The 13231-nt window shown below is 43.1% G+C and carries 21 protein-coding genes, 1 tRNA gene and 1 pseudogene; 22 read left to right on the top strand and 1 reads right to left on the bottom strand.

The features are described from left to right. Nucleotides 1-60 precede the first annotated feature (60 nt). A pseudogene (locus NYE58_RS21485) lies at nucleotides 61-489 on the top strand (ABC transporter substrate-binding protein); the annotation flags it as partial. Between the two features lie 32 nt (nucleotides 490-521). Here NYE58_RS21485 and NYE58_RS21480 read toward each other — a convergent pair. Beyond that, nucleotides 522-1964, bottom strand: coding sequence for a recombinase family protein (locus NYE58_RS21480; protein ID WP_076277257.1), 1443 nt, complete (start codon nucleotides 1962-1964; stop codon nucleotides 522-524). Nucleotides 1965-2449: 485 nt separating this feature from the next. On the opposite strand from NYE58_RS21480, the gene NYE58_RS21475 reads away from it, so the two are divergent. The 21 genes from NYE58_RS21475 to NYE58_RS21375 all read left to right on the top strand — a co-directional run bounded on the left by NYE58_RS21475 (nucleotide 2450) and on the right by NYE58_RS21375 (nucleotide 13226). Beyond that, nucleotides 2450-2520 (top strand) — tRNA-Gly (locus NYE58_RS21475). Nucleotides 2521-2546: 26 nt separating this feature from the next. Further along, the gene (locus tag NYE58_RS21470) at nucleotides 2547-2744 is read left to right on the top strand and encodes a hypothetical protein (RefSeq protein ID WP_143761931.1); all 198 of its coding nucleotides are present in this window, start codon (nucleotides 2547-2549) and stop codon (nucleotides 2742-2744) included. Between the two features lie 112 nt (nucleotides 2745-2856). After that, on the top strand, nucleotides 2857-3276 hold the full coding sequence (locus NYE58_RS21465) for a hypothetical protein (protein WP_341002995.1): 420 nt from the start codon (nucleotides 2857-2859) through the stop codon (nucleotides 3274-3276). 286 nt (nucleotides 3277-3562) lie between these two features. After that, the gene (locus tag NYE58_RS21460; RefSeq protein ID WP_076277260.1) at nucleotides 3563-3832 is read left to right on the top strand and encodes a hypothetical protein; all 270 of its coding nucleotides are present in this window, start codon (nucleotides 3563-3565) and stop codon (nucleotides 3830-3832) included. A gap of 99 nt (nucleotides 3833-3931) precedes the next feature. Continuing rightward, on the top strand, nucleotides 3932-4147 hold the full coding sequence (locus NYE58_RS21455; RefSeq protein ID WP_076277261.1) for a hypothetical protein: 216 nt from the start codon (nucleotides 3932-3934) through the stop codon (nucleotides 4145-4147). 64 nt (nucleotides 4148-4211) lie between these two features. Further along, entirely contained in the window at nucleotides 4212-4427 is a 216-nt protein-coding gene (locus NYE58_RS21450; RefSeq protein WP_076277262.1) for a hypothetical protein, read from the top strand. Next, the gene (locus NYE58_RS21445; protein ID WP_076277263.1) at nucleotides 4424-4657 is read left to right on the top strand and encodes a hypothetical protein; all 234 of its coding nucleotides are present in this window, start codon (nucleotides 4424-4426) and stop codon (nucleotides 4655-4657) included. The genes NYE58_RS21450 and NYE58_RS21445 overlap by 4 nt, the downstream gene beginning before the upstream one ends. Before the next feature lie 77 nt (nucleotides 4658-4734). Next, the gene (locus tag NYE58_RS21440) at nucleotides 4735-4911 is read left to right on the top strand and encodes a hypothetical protein (protein ID WP_341002994.1); all 177 of its coding nucleotides are present in this window, start codon (nucleotides 4735-4737) and stop codon (nucleotides 4909-4911) included. After that, nucleotides 4908-5162 carry a hypothetical protein gene (locus NYE58_RS21435; protein WP_341002992.1) on the top strand — a complete coding sequence of 85 codons (255 nt, stop codon included), beginning with the start codon at nucleotides 4908-4910 and terminating at the stop codon, nucleotides 5160-5162. Before NYE58_RS21440 ends, NYE58_RS21435 begins: the two co-directional genes overlap by 4 nt. Before the next feature lie 112 nt (nucleotides 5163-5274). Beyond that, nucleotides 5275-5556: a hypothetical protein gene (locus NYE58_RS21430; protein ID WP_341002991.1), complete on the top strand. Its 282-nt coding sequence runs from the start codon at nucleotides 5275-5277 to the stop codon at nucleotides 5554-5556. An 85-nt stretch (nucleotides 5557-5641) separates the two neighbouring features. Then, nucleotides 5642-5908, top strand: a complete 267-nt coding sequence (locus NYE58_RS21425; RefSeq protein ID WP_341002990.1) for a hypothetical protein — start codon at nucleotides 5642-5644, stop codon at nucleotides 5906-5908. Then, nucleotides 5905-6189: a hypothetical protein gene (locus NYE58_RS21420; protein ID WP_341002989.1), complete on the top strand. Its 285-nt coding sequence runs from the start codon at nucleotides 5905-5907 to the stop codon at nucleotides 6187-6189. The genes NYE58_RS21425 and NYE58_RS21420 overlap by 4 nt, the downstream gene beginning before the upstream one ends. A 341-nt stretch (nucleotides 6190-6530) precedes the next feature. Next, a complete protein-coding gene (locus NYE58_RS21415; protein WP_341002988.1) occupies nucleotides 6531-6890 on the top strand; it encodes a hypothetical protein in 360 nt (119 codons plus the stop codon). Continuing rightward, a complete protein-coding gene (locus NYE58_RS21410; RefSeq protein WP_445671767.1) occupies nucleotides 6847-7212 on the top strand; it encodes an HNH endonuclease in 366 nt (121 codons plus the stop codon). The genes NYE58_RS21415 and NYE58_RS21410 overlap by 44 nt, the downstream gene beginning before the upstream one ends. A gap of 294 nt (nucleotides 7213-7506) precedes the next feature. Then, nucleotides 7507-7881 carry a P27 family phage terminase small subunit gene (locus NYE58_RS21405; protein ID WP_076148440.1) on the top strand — a complete coding sequence of 125 codons (375 nt, stop codon included), beginning with the start codon at nucleotides 7507-7509 and terminating at the stop codon, nucleotides 7879-7881. Then, nucleotides 7859-9565 (top strand): terminase large subunit, encoded by a 1707-nt coding sequence (locus NYE58_RS21400; RefSeq protein WP_445671766.1) that lies wholly within the window; start codon nucleotides 7859-7861, stop codon nucleotides 9563-9565. Before NYE58_RS21405 ends, NYE58_RS21400 begins: the two co-directional genes overlap by 23 nt. A 9-nt stretch (nucleotides 9566-9574) precedes the next feature. Then, nucleotides 9575-10792 carry a phage portal protein gene (locus tag NYE58_RS21395; RefSeq protein WP_076219184.1) on the top strand — a complete coding sequence of 406 codons (1218 nt, stop codon included), beginning with the start codon at nucleotides 9575-9577 and terminating at the stop codon, nucleotides 10790-10792. Further along, nucleotides 10785-11531, top strand: coding sequence for a head maturation protease, ClpP-related (locus NYE58_RS21390; protein ID WP_076219185.1), 747 nt, complete (start codon nucleotides 10785-10787; stop codon nucleotides 11529-11531). The genes NYE58_RS21395 and NYE58_RS21390 overlap by 8 nt, the downstream gene beginning before the upstream one ends. Continuing rightward, nucleotides 11524-12663, top strand: coding sequence for a phage major capsid protein (locus tag NYE58_RS21385; RefSeq protein WP_076219186.1), 1140 nt, complete (start codon nucleotides 11524-11526; stop codon nucleotides 12661-12663). The genes NYE58_RS21390 and NYE58_RS21385 overlap by 8 nt, the downstream gene beginning before the upstream one ends. A gap of 53 nt (nucleotides 12664-12716) precedes the next feature. After that, a complete protein-coding gene (locus NYE58_RS21380; protein ID WP_076219187.1) occupies nucleotides 12717-12941 on the top strand; it encodes a hypothetical protein in 225 nt (74 codons plus the stop codon). 18 nt (nucleotides 12942-12959) lie between these two features. Then, nucleotides 12960-13226 carry a head-tail connector protein gene (locus NYE58_RS21375; protein WP_076219188.1) on the top strand — a complete coding sequence of 89 codons (267 nt, stop codon included), beginning with the start codon at nucleotides 12960-12962 and terminating at the stop codon, nucleotides 13224-13226. The last annotated feature ends 5 nt before the right edge of the window (nucleotides 13227-13231 follow it).

Genomic DNA, 13231 nt, shown 5'->3' with positions numbered 1-13231 from the left:
TAGGCATGTGCATATGCTTTAAGCAAGGGCGAAGGACCCGGTAAGAAAGGAGAATGAAGAATGAAGATTCGGAAAAAGCTGTCATTGTCGCTCATGATCATTACTTTATGCTTTTCAGTACTTGCCGGTTGCGGCGGAAAGTCAGAGACGGTAAAGGTGAAGATTGGGGAGGTTACCCGCTCTGTCTTTTATGCACCCGAGTATGTTGCCTTGACTCAAGGTTTCTTCAAAGATGAAGGGCTGGATGTAGAACTGCAGACGATTCCCGGTGGCGATAAAACGATGACTGCATTGCTCTCAGGAGCTATTGATGTGGCGTTGGTTGGTTCAGAAACCTCCATTTACGTGTATCAGCAGGGCTCGGATGATCCGGTCATTAATTTTGCACAGCTGACTCAAAGGGATGGAACATTCCTGTTCGCCCGGAAGGCTGATGGAGATTTTAATTGGGATAAAGTGAAGGGCTCTACCTTCCTTGGTCAGCCAAAAGTAATTTTAGAGATACCTTATGTAATGCGGCATTACAGCCGCACATCAACGTTAATTATTGAAGCATTAGTCACTTCAACTACTTTTATAAGTTGACGAAGTGCATTTTTTTGTTCTCCACGATTTTTAGAGTGCAGTTCATTATTCATCGAACCTAACCGCTTGATAAATTCATTTTCCAACGCAACTCTTGTCCCAGTTTCCGCTTCGTGAAGTCTTTCCTCAATTGCCATACGTTCTTTATGAATGCGATCCCTCGCTATTCTAAAATCCTCTTTACTAATATCAGCATCTTCAAAAAGCTCAATCTGTCTCTGCATTTTTATATCAAGTTTTTTAAGCCCAGCCTTTAATTGTGCAGCATCGACTTCATTCTGAGAGTCTTTAGTTGTTATTTCTTCGGTTCTGCCACTATAATTTTTGGCATCCATGAGATAATCAAATACTGTATTCTCAAGTAAGTCTCTGTCAATAAAGTGATGGAAACACTCAGCTCGCTTCATGTAACTTGAACAAACGTAATGGAAGTATTCCTTTCCGCTCGGCTTTTTTCGATACCTGCCAAACATCGGACGCCCACAGTGCGTGCAATGAACAAGGCCTGTGAGTAACCAACGTTCATTGTCAGCCTGTTTTCCACTCGTTTTTCTGGCTGTAATCGCAATCTGCAGGCGTTTAAATGTTTCTCTGTCAATTATAGGCTCGTGATGCTCCTCTATCACTATCCACTCTTCCTCTGGGCGTATAAGGCTTTTTCCACGAAGGGAATACCCACGGTTATAAACAAACATACCTGCAATTGTTTCTCTTCGCATCAACTTCCCTACTGAAAGTTGAGTGAATGATTTACCATCCTTAGTTTTTACTCCCATGTCATTGAGTCTTCTCATGACTCGGTGTGCTCCCTCACCTTGCAACATCCATTCGACCATTTTTCGAACTACTTCAGCTTCTTCTTGATTAATTACGTATTTTGAGTCAACCACATTGTAACCAAAGCAAGGACGAGACACCGCCTTGTCTGTATTGGTGACTATAGATAGCATGTTTTCTCTGACACGTTCTCTGTTCCTTCCACGTTCAAACTCTGCGAAAGCACCAAGGATTTGTAAAACCATACGACCTGCAGCCGTAGATGTATCAAACCGTTCACCAGCAGAAGCGAAACCACATTGTATCTCGTCCAATTCATCCACTAACAAGAGAAGGTCTTTGAGGTTCCGACAGAGACGGTCAATCTTAGTAATAACGACCATACTTAATTTTTTTTCCCGTGCCATTTTTAACATCCTTGTTAGAGCAGGTCTTTTCATACTACCTGCGGAGTAACCATCATCAATAAATGTCTCGATTTCTCCCTCTAGCTCCATTGCGTGACAATAAGCGCGAAGGCGTTCTTCTTGTTCATTTAATGAGTTTCCTTTTAGGGCTTGTTCATCTGTACTAACACGTATGTACAAAGCGATTTTCTTCATTAGGTATGCCTACCTTTCATGGTATTTGATATTAAAGGTAACACCGATAAAATTCTATGTAAATAACCATTTTTCTGGATTATGGAAAAAACAGAAAAGAGAAATTAATAAAAAAATCCCAGAATAATAACAATAATTTATCAGTCATTAGGTTATTGATATGTTATTCTTATAGCATAGGAAAACAAAGAGAACAGTACCCGACACAAACATCTGTCAGCTGAGGCGGTTAGCCAAAGGGCAGCATACACGGGCCGACTGTTCTTTTTGTTTTATTAGATGTGGTGGCGGAATACACGGTACAAGGGATCCACAATGCGCATATTCATAGCGTGGAGTATTTATCCCTCGCCCGCATCAATATCACCGCCTGTCACACCGTCTGAGGGCGCGTACCACGCGTTTTAGGTAGTGATGGGACAAATACATTCCCTGTGAGTACAGGTTGTAGGAAACGCCTTCGTGCGGTCTGTCAGGGGCAACATGCGGGCGTGGTATAAGGGTTGTGCCTCAGCCTTCCAAGCTGGTGATGCGAGTTCGAGTCTCGCTGTCCGCTTTGATTAATAATTATGGGGTAATATATTGGAACAACCGTTGTTAGAAAAGTATGAATGTCTGTCCGAAGAGTGCGGCGCTCAATTCTTAGTTAATATGGAGAAGTCCAAAGGGGGAAATCTTGCCTGTCCATTTTGTGGGCATACAGCAGAAGCTACAGCAAGTGAGAACCCAGACGATAACGAAGAACGTGGTTGGGTGTATGGCTGTTTGTACCCTCGTTAACTTCATAAATGTTAGCGAAGCTAAAAGGTATGCATAATGTTGAAACGCATAAACTAGGGACATCTGTAACATTTGGGAGGGGATGGCTATGTGTCTCCATGGGGTCTATAAGATGGTGAAAGTTATAAATGTGAATCAAGGCAAAAGAAATGTAGTAGTAGATGCCTGTATTGCAGATGAAATACAAGATTTAAACAACTTGGGCATTGTTACATTGGGGTGTTGCTGTGGTCATGGCATGTCAGGGCACATTACTGATTGGGAGAACGGTTTTGGTAAGTGGAAAGGTGTTCAGGCGCCGCCAAACACTCTTATAGACGAGGCAAGCGTAGAATTATCGAAGAGTCAAGGGTATAGACCATATCCTTATTTTTATTCAGACGGCAGTCAAAACGGAGTATGGCAAATGAATCTCAAATCCGGATGCATTACCACAGACGAATGTATTCGGTGGCATGAGAGTAATGGCGTGCCGTATATGGAGGGTATTGGCGTATTGAGAGGAAAAGAGGAGTCATCAGCTCCTCTTTAAAAGATTTATTTACGATGTTTTGCAGCGTAACAGTGTTTACAACCGTCATAGGTTGCAGGGTAAAGTAAAGTGTAGTCAGCATCTGTATCAATCCTGTGACTCGAACTAATCAGGTTAATGTTGCATGCAGATACCGTGTGGGCTGATCTGTGAACTTCCTTTTCAGGTCCACTATTAACAATATAAGTAGCCATTTTATTCATCCCTCCTTTCATTTACCAATATTCGACCAATTTAGAGGAAAATCCTTCCTAATGGCGAATTGTGGTGTTGGGAGGTGAAAATTATGGAACGAATAGTTTTATCAATCCATGAAAGAAAGGCGTTACGTTATTCTTTACTCAAAAAAATATATGAGCACTATTTTAATTCAGGTGGCATTCGCTATACTGAAAAATTTGAGAAAACTGATGTGGAAAAGTTACTAGCTTTTAGATATCTTTATAACAAAGGGTACATTAAGTTTACTGGTTCTGACTTAAGAACCGAATATGAAGTTAATGCCGACCTCTTAGTTGATGGGATCGATATAGTCGAAGCTCAAGCGACTAACTGATGCTTTTTTAATATTAAGGAGGCGATACTCGTAAAGACAAAAGTAAATGACACCAGCATTTTTATACTTCGTTCGTATGACCTCGGCTCTGATGGGGATATGTCTCAGAATGATGTAGTTGCCGCAGGAGCAGAAACATTTCTTGATAGAATATCTAAGCTTGAAGTGGAATCATTACTGCAATGTAATATTTTTGAGGTGTGGAAGGATGGGGTACTACAAGGTCAGTCACAACCAACTGTTAGCCCTTTTTCGGACAAGGTGCTTCTCCTGAAAATAGCAGCATTATTTATTAAGTTGCACAGCGCTGAGTAAACAGCATATCGCAGAACATAAAGCCATCCATAATCTGGGTGGCTTTTTCTATGTCCAGAAAGGAGTGAACGATCTGAATAAACGCATTAGCATTCTGTTACAGCTAATCTTTATAGCGGCTATAACATTAACCATCTGGAATGGTATAGAAGGCGTAAGACTGAACGAACGATATGAGCGGTCTATACAACGGCATGAACAAAGCACGAAAGAGTATACCGAGTATTTGAAAAACATGGAGGATCAACTTCAGAAAAGCTTAGATGAGGTGATGAAGTGAATTTATACCAAGTATTCAATGGATATATGAGTAACGGTCCTATATTCGTTATAGTTTTAGCTGAAGATGAGGAGAAGGCTAAGGAAGCTGCTTCGGAGGTCTTCAAGAAAGACGCCTTTTGCCCGGCATGGAACCAATACCGATATCCAGAATCGTACTGGACAAGGCTTGAAGTGAAATTTTTGTCCGCTGCTGATGTACCATTTGTAAGTGAAGTAGAGGAAGGGTGAACGATATGGAGTTTCGAGTTGATTTAAACCAGAAGGTAAAATTTAGTGTCACATGGAAAGGCGTCAGAGTCCTTTCTATGTACCACACAGTAATTTGGGAAAAAGTTAACGGTATCGGTAATCTCACAATTACGGATGGGTATGCGACTCTCAAGCTGGGCGAATTCATTCAGGCGTTTGGCTCTTACACTCCAGAAGAAATGGAAGAGTTAATCTGTGGCGAATTGATCTTCTTTGATGAGGAGGAAACATGAATGTTATGGACTTCCGTATGAACTTCAATCAGAGCGTCAAAGTAAAGCTTACTGATTTCGGTGAGCAGATACTGAGGAACCGACATGAAGAGTGGAACCTGCATTATCTCGAACGAGGAGGCAAGGATAACGGTCCATACGTATCAAAGGCGGATTCGGAAGGCTACACCAGCTTTCAAATATGGGAGCTCATACAGAAATTCGGTCGCATATGTCGATTGCTAAACCTGAACCATTTAAGGGAGAAATGATCTTCCTGAAGGGAGATCCAATAGAACTGCCCATAATCTAAACCCAAAAAGCTCAGAGGTGAGGGCGAACTAAGGTACATGGGATTGCTCTAAATCGAGAGGAGCGACAGAATTGGTCAATGTTTCCAAGCTAAAGATAGAGGCGTTGGACATACGGGACGAGATGAACAGTGCAGGCTTCTTCAAACGCCGGAAGTTGCGTTCAAAGCTCATAAGTGTTCTTGATGAAATCGAATATCAAGAGGGCCGGTTACAGTATGCGAACAGGCCGTACAGTTATCCGCCAGCCTATCTGCCGACAGGAGACCCGCATAAGAGAGTGCCGCTAAAGCATGATTTATCATGCAAGTGTGGGTGCTGGAAAGCAACGCGTAAACAGTTCATAGGGATTTAAGGAAGGAGAGATCGCATTGAGCACAGCACAAACCAGTAAGGCTATGCCAGCCATTTGTAACGAAGGTTGTAATAAATAGTTCGAGGTGAACGGCTTCCAAACAGCAAGGCTTCCTGGAGCTATAGAGAAGACGTACTTCATATGCCCACACTGCAAGCATGAGTACGTAGCCTTCTATACTGACTTGGAGGTAAGGGATCTACAGGCAAAGATCAGACGGGTGCAGACTAAGCTTCAGAACCCTAGAGTTGATCAAACAGCAACACTGAAGCAAATCAAAGATATTCAAGCCCAGATCAAGGTAGGCATGGATAGGGTGAGAGCAGCGGTTGAGGGAGGCACAGGTGTATGACGGTGAACACAGCAACTACTCCAAAGCTAATCCTTGTAGTCGGGAAGGACGTCACACAGGCTCGTGATCTATGGAAGGATCTAGGACTGAGAGACAAGTATCCTAGCGAAGCAAGAGTCAAGTATGTAAGTCGGAACTCATCTATGTTGGATGGTCATGATCCATTTAGCATGCTGATTATATTGGTAGGCCAGTACTGGTTGAACCAGATCATGGAAAGTTCAGTTATGAACCACTACATGAAGTTTGGAGCAACGGTAGTCAAGGAGTGCTTGCATTGAAGCGTCCTTTAGCACAGAGACTCAGAGATTTTTTTGGTATTGCTTGGGTAAGTAGGATAGGGGAATCTCCTCTGGAATTCTATCTTCCTATATCAGTATATAAAGACTCCTATAAATGCCACTATTGCAGTAACATATCACCTGGCAAGTGGTGCTTACACTGTGACATCCATCCAGCACGAGGGACTTACTACGATGAGTGTGGTCATCCGTGTAAGCCAACAGCTAGGATACGGCCGATCAGCAAAGCAGATCAAGCCCATACTCATACATTTCCCGAGGGTATGTACTCACATGGACGTTGCTATGAGAAGTCTCAACTAGATGAAGGAGGGAATGGAATGTTCAAGAAGGCGGTATACAGCAGAGAGGAACTGATCAGGGTGACAGAGGCATTAGATTACTTGGGTAAGTTCTATACCGTTCATAAGAGAGACGAAGGCAGACCACCAGGTAAGTTTACACCGACAACCCCAGACGGGAAGATTGCAGTTGTTTGGTATGTGACTGAGGTAGAGCCTCAGAGTGGTGCACCAAGTACTGTGGGAGACATCGAGGTCAAGTTAACAATAGATACAACGGGTTTAGAGACAGCCTTTAAAGAAGTGCGCCAGATGCTAACACGTCCGCTCTCCGACTTCGTAACTGTAGAGGTTGGTGAGGACAGTGACGAGCAGGCGAGACCAGAACCGTTACTATGACCGCTATAAGAGAGATAAGGCATCAAAAGCATTCTACAGGTCTACAGCATGGGAGATAGCAAGAGTACAAGCACTCATCAGAGACAACTATCTATGTCAGCACTGCATAAAGCGTAAGAGATTAACTCCTGCTGATATGGTCCATCACATTAAACCACTGAGTGATTACCCTGATCTTGCTTTAGTACTAGAGAATCTATTAAGCCTCTGTAATAGTTGCCATAACAAAGAGCATGGTCTTGCAGGGGAAAAGGTAGAGACACCAGTAACGAATCGAAGGGCGAGGTTCATAGTTTCCAAAGGAAATAGTGAGGTGTTCTGATGATGATAGCTATCGAATGATAGATAAGACATTATAGCTAATTAAGGTGCCATTACAGGGGGATTCTGGAATAACTCTAACAAGTGTTCCTATGAATGTTATAACGTCTCAGTAAGGCTCAGAGAAGCTGTGACAATGTATCGATAAATAGATGTGAAAATGAATGGGGTGGAAAAATGGGACAAAATAAGACCAGCCCCCCCTGCCTTAAAAGTTAAAACGAGAGGCACAGGGGACCGCGCCCCCAGTTTCGTTTTCAGCGTATGACCATTTCATATATGAGGGGGGGGTGTCATGGAACACAAACCAAAACGGGAGATCAAAGATAGAGCAGCTAAGAAACTATTTGATATCGTGATACGAGAATTAGAGATTGATGATAATCTTTCTGATCGGACCATCATGATAACAGATAACTTGGCTTTGCTTGAGCAGTTAAAACAGCAGCATTTGGCGGACATAAAGGCTCGTGGTGTGGTCGAGCTTTTTGTCAATGGGTCACAGCAAATGTACAGACAGAACAAGTCTGTGGACATGGTAATCAAAATTATTGAACACCAGCGGAAGCTGCAAGCCGAGTTGAAATTGACCCCCGCCTCAGACAGAAAGGTCTCCGGTGTAGTTGATCCGGAAGGTGGCGATAAAGGTGACGAATTTACTGGCTATTGAAGCATCTAAACTTCAAACCACACAATATGCAACTGCGGTCACAGCGCACCTTATTATTACGTCGAAGAAGGTTTATCAGGCCTGTAAACGCCATTTAAATGATCTAAAAAGGCAAGGAACTCGTGAATTTCCGTTTGTTTTTGATGAGGAAAAGGGATACCGTCCAGTTGGTTATATTGAAAAGTTCTGTAAGCCCTCAATGGGTGACTTTGATCGACTGGAGCTGCAGCCTTGGCAACATTTCATAATCGGCTCACTCTATGGATGGGTGCATAAGGATACCGGGCTTCGTCGCTTTCGCGAGGGGCTTATTTTTATGGGCAGAAAGAACGGTAAGACCTCTATGGTGTCTGGTCTATCTCTTTACGGTGCCTCGAAGGATGGAGAGAACGGAGCTCGGGTCTATCAGCTGGCAAACTCCAAAGAACAAGCTAGAGATATGTTCGATGAATGTAAGGCTATGATCAAGGCGTCCCCGTTACTCAGAAAACACTTTGATGAGACGCTACATGAGATTCGTTTCCGGAAGACAATGTCCAAGATTCTACCGTTGGCAACTGATAGTAAAAAGCTTGATGGTAAGAACTGCAGCATGGGTGCTTTTGATGAGATCCATGAGTACAAAACGTACAAGCTAATCAATGTCATAAAGAACTCAACGGGTGCCCGTACACAGCCGATGATCTTGTACATTACAACAGCTGGTTATCAGTTGGATGGTCCGCTGATGGATTATTATGATAAGGCTGCGGATGTTCTAGAGGGAGTAATTTCTGCTGAGCATGCCTTTTACTTTATGGCGGAGCTTGATCCAGGGGATGACATTGAAAATCCTGATAACTGGGGGAAGGCTAACCCTAACTTGGGTGTTACCATAAAAATGGAGGACATGCTAAAGGAATGGGATGATCGTAAACATATTCCTGCTGAACGTAATGACTTTATCACCAAGCGTTTGAACATCTTTGTCAAAGCGGACGAGGAATCGTTCCTTTCATTCGAAGTGCTGAAGCGGAACAATCAGGAACGTGACCCGAAGCAATTCGAAGGCAAGGGATGTATCGGGGGCTTCGATCTTTCGGACAGCGAAGATTTTACTAGTGCTTGTCTGGAGTTTCCGATCCCGGAGACGGGCGAGGTGTTTACTATCTCACATTCGTGGATTCCAGCTGAAAAAGTGAAGCAAGCTAATGAGGATCTACCGTACAAAGAATACGAAGAAATGGGACTTTTAACGATAATTCCGGGCGAATACGTCAAAAAAGAGTACATTTTTGATTGGTTTGTAGAACAATCTAAGCGCTTTGGAATTGAAAAGATCATGTATGACCCAGCAAAAGCGTTTGGGCTTGTAGAGGCGCTGAAAGCCTATGGATTCGAATGTGAAGTTGTCCGACAAGGACACCTTACATTAGGACCGGCTATGGATGATTTGAAGGAACTGTTTATTGACGGAAAAGTAATTTACAACAACAACCGATTATTCAGATGGTATATCAACAACGTCAAACTAGTTGAGGATAGAAACCGGAATAAAATACCTACTAAACAAGGTCGCTACCGTAAAATTGACGGGTTTGCGGCCTTTTTGAATGCCCATGTAGAGGTAATGAAACAACTTGCCGTAGCTCCACCAACTGGTGAAGTATCCTTTGTTTCAATCAGTGAGCTGTTAAGGGGGTGATGATAAAAAATGAACTTAGGGCAACGAATGAAGCTGGCTTGGAATGTGGTTAGAAACAAGGCACCGACTGGGACTGAGAACTTTTCAAACTGGTTCCGCAATGGCTTATCAATCTTCCGTGGGAAAGCTGGGGGAGAGCTTGCCAACAACGAAACAATTTTTTCGGGAGTATCACGGTTATCTAATTCTTTAGCAGTGCTACCTATCAAACTATATCAAGAGTTTGACCCGGTTTATTCTGATTTGAACGACTTGGTGGCGAATGCTCCAAACAGAAACATGACATCGTTTGGTTTTATTCGTCTTCTGGAGACACATCGAAATGTGTATGGTAACGGCTATGCTCTTAAGATGTATGACCGATTCTACAACGTCGAGTCACTTGTTGTTCTTGATCCGACAAGCGTTGATCCTGTTGTTGAACAAGACACTAATGAACTGTGGTACATGGTCAGAGGTGACAAAGGAACGTACTACGTCCATAACATGGACATGGTGCATGTAAGTCATATTCAGACCACACAAAACGGTTACAAAGGCATAAGCCCGATAGACGTTCTGAGAAACACAATTGATTTTGATGGTGCAGTCAGGAAGTTCACTCTTGACCAACTGGATACATCAATTAAAGCGTCATTCATCCTGAAATTGGCTGCTCATGTAGGGGAAGAAAAGAAAAAAGAGATTTGGGCGAATTTTGCAAAGTTCTATCAAGAGAATGGTGGCGTGATTATCCAGGAACCTGGAGTGGAAATCAAGGAGATTAACAGAAATTTTATCGACTCCAAGGTATTCGAAGTCGAGAAGATCACCCGTTCTCGGGTGGCTACTGTCCTTAATATGCCAGTGACAATGCTCGGTGAAACTGATGGTGCTAGTTACAGCATCATGGAGCAAATGAGTCTTGAATTTGTTACTTACACGTTACTGCCTATTGTCCGTCAATATGAACAAGAATTTAATAGAAAGCTGCTTACAGCACAGCAGCGTCAACAGGGACTGTACTTCAAGTTCACTGTCGGCGCTCTTTTGCGAGGAGATATGACGACCAGAGGAGAGTTCTACTTCAAGATGATCCGGTCAGGCGTGTTTAAGCCAAACGAGGCACGTGCTTGGGAGGAACTACCACCAGAAGATGGTGGAGACAAGCTCTATATCAGCGGCGATCTCTATCCAATAGATACGCCAGTTGAGCAAAGAAAGGGGGTGAGTACAAAGAATGAGTAACAAGTTTTGGGAGTTTAAGAACCAAGCTAACGATGAAGCTGATCTATATCTATATCAGGAGATTGCATCGTGGGGTGGTGGGTACACGGCGCACTCTGCTAAAAGTTTCAAGAGTGAGTTGGACGCGCTAGGCGATATCTCCATTCTCAATGTTTATTTTAATTCTCCTGGCGGTGATGTGTACGAAGGTATAGCGATCGGTAATATGCTTAAACGGCACAAAGCTTATGTTAAGGGCCATGTTGATGGTCTAGCAGCTTCAATTACTTCAGTAATTGCAATGAACTGTGATGAACTTATCATGCTACCAGGCACCATGTTGATGATTCATAATGCTTGGATGTACACCGCTGGAAACTCCAAAGACCTTAGAGAAGCCGCCGACATGTTGGACAAGGTGGATACATCCATTAGGCAATCTTATCTTACTAAAGCTGGTGACAAGCTCAGCGAGGACGATCTGATCACTCTTATGGAAGCTGAGACATGGCTTACTGCTCAGGAGGCGTTTGACTATGGGCTATGTGACGTGGTTGGTGAGGCCAAGCAGATAGCAGCTTGTGTTAATAGCGATCTGTTTGCAAAATACCGTAACGTTCCTGCAGCTATGACTCAAAAAGAAGAGCCTCCCACACCTGAAAATGGGTTGACTGAGGAGAAACGTAATGAAATCGCAAAAAATGCAAGTCTAGAATTACAAAATTTGCAATCATACCTAGGAGGTATTATTAATGGCTAAAACACTGTTTGATATTAAAAATGATTTGGTGACAATTGGAAATGCTTATGCAGCAGCAAAACAAGCGAAACTCGAAGAAGCTTCGAAGCCTGAAGCGAGCATTGAAAATATCAAGGCGCTTGAGACTAAGGAAAAGAACTTGAAGGATCGCTTCGACATTTTACAAAGAGAGCATGATGAGATGGCAGAAGCTCAAGCTTCTGCACTCGCCGCTAAAGCGCCGAAGGCGGGAGGCGATCTGGCTGACCCAAAAGCTAAAAAAAATGCAGCAAAAGCAGGGCTAATCCGCGCTGTTGTTGGAGGCAAAAGCGTATCACCTGAAATCAAAGCTATCCTTGGTGATGGGAATTCTACTGGTGGTGAAAAAATCCTACCATCTACAATGACAAATGAATTGCTGCATGAACCTTTCGTCAAAAATCCTTTGCGCGAAGTGTCAACTGTAACCAGCGTAACAAATCTCGAAATTCCAAAGGTAACATTCACCCTAGATGATGATGACTTTATCGACGACACCGAAACGGCGAAAGAGTTGGAAGCAGATGGTGATGTGGTGACATTCGGTCGCCACAAATTCAAGGTTTTTGTTCCAGTATCTGAAACAATTCTAGCTGCTACTGATACAAACCTAGTACAAACCGTTGACCAAGCGTTAGAAAGCGGACTAGCAGCCAAGGAAAAGAAAGTAGCATTTGCTGCAACACCTAAAGTAGGAGAAGAACATATGTCTTTCTATTCAACTCAAAACGGGATCACTGAGGTGACAGGGACTGATCTTTATAAGGCAATTAAAGCTGCATTGGCTGCTCTTCATGAAGACTACCGAGACAATGCAAAAATCGTGATGAGATACGCTGACTATCTTGATATCATTGAGGTTTTGGCTAATGGAAGTGCAACTCTGTACAGTGCACAGCCTGAACAAGTTCTTGGAAAGCCTGTTGTTTTCTGTGATGCAGCAGTTAAACCAATTGTAGGTGATTTCCGTTACTCACACTTCAACTATGATCCAACAGTGCTGTATGACCGCGACAAGGACGTTAAAACAGGTGTTGAATTGTTTGTGTTGACTGCTTGGTTGGATCATAAAATCAAACTTAAGTCTGCATTCCGTATCGCAAAAAAGTCTTAACTCCTTCACCAGCAACATTTAACCCAACAGGCCAAGAGGGTGAACATGAAGGTGTGAATCATACCGAGTTCGAACTGTTGGATGGTGATGGAGTGAGGATTTCCCTCAAAGTCGGGGCGGTCACTTATATCAAAAAGAATGGAGTGAATCTAACTCCGGATGATCAAGAGACGTTGTGGTTCAGTGATGATAATGTAGCTGGACAGTACAATTTCGAAGTAAAAACAACCGCTGGAACGGTGTATACTGCCGTTTTGGATTGGGTGCCGACCGTATAGGGCGGAAAGGAGCCCGTTATGCTTGAGTTACAGCTTGATGAATTGAAGGAATATTTGCGAATAGATGGGAGCGAGGAGGATGTTACCCTCGCTCTTTTTGTTGCAGCAGCAAAGGAATATCTCGCTGAAGCTGGTGTACCAGAGGACAAGCATGAAACGGCCAGATATAAACTGGCCGTGATGCTCTACTGTTCAATTAACTACGAACATCGAGATCCATCTGAGAAGATTGAGAAATTCAATTTCTCGCTGGAAAGCTTGATTTTACAACTGAAAACGGGGTGATATGG

The sequence above is a fragment of the Paenibacillus sp. FSL L8-0708 genome (assembly GCF_038009325.1).
Taxonomy (GTDB): domain Bacteria; phylum Bacillota; class Bacilli; order Paenibacillales; family Paenibacillaceae; genus Paenibacillus_AQ; species Paenibacillus_AQ odorifer.
This window is presented reverse-complemented; position numbering and strand designations above follow the sequence as displayed.

Coding starts and splice junctions, on each gene's coding strand:
- NYE58_RS21385 (WP_076219186.1), top strand. CDS start 11,524: ATGGCTAAAACACTGTTTGATATTAAAAATGATTTGGTGACAATTGGA.
- NYE58_RS21375 (WP_076219188.1), top strand. CDS start 12,960: ATGCTTGAGTTACAGCTTGATGAATTGAAGGAATATTTGCGAATAGAT.
- NYE58_RS21405 (WP_076148440.1), top strand. CDS start 7,507: ATGGAACACAAACCAAAACGGGAGATCAAAGATAGAGCAGCTAAGAAA.
- NYE58_RS21415 (WP_341002988.1), top strand. CDS start 6,531: ATGTTCAAGAAGGCGGTATACAGCAGAGAGGAACTGATCAGGGTGACA.
- NYE58_RS21395 (WP_076219184.1), top strand. CDS start 9,575: ATGAACTTAGGGCAACGAATGAAGCTGGCTTGGAATGTGGTTAGAAAC.
- NYE58_RS21455 (WP_076277261.1), top strand. CDS start 3,932: ATGTCTCAGAATGATGTAGTTGCCGCAGGAGCAGAAACATTTCTTGAT.
- NYE58_RS21465 (WP_341002995.1), top strand. CDS start 2,857: ATGGTGAAAGTTATAAATGTGAATCAAGGCAAAAGAAATGTAGTAGTA.
- NYE58_RS21435 (WP_341002992.1), top strand. CDS start 4,908: ATGAATGTTATGGACTTCCGTATGAACTTCAATCAGAGCGTCAAAGTA.
- NYE58_RS21480 (WP_076277257.1), bottom strand. CDS start 1,964: ATGAAGAAAATCGCTTTGTACATACGTGTTAGTACAGATGAACAAGCC.
- NYE58_RS21460 (WP_076277260.1), top strand. CDS start 3,563: ATGGAACGAATAGTTTTATCAATCCATGAAAGAAAGGCGTTACGTTAT.
- NYE58_RS21390 (WP_076219185.1), top strand. CDS start 10,785: ATGAGTAACAAGTTTTGGGAGTTTAAGAACCAAGCTAACGATGAAGCT.
- NYE58_RS21420 (WP_341002989.1), top strand. CDS start 5,905: ATGACGGTGAACACAGCAACTACTCCAAAGCTAATCCTTGTAGTCGGG.
- NYE58_RS21440 (WP_341002994.1), top strand. CDS start 4,735: ATGTACCACACAGTAATTTGGGAAAAAGTTAACGGTATCGGTAATCTC.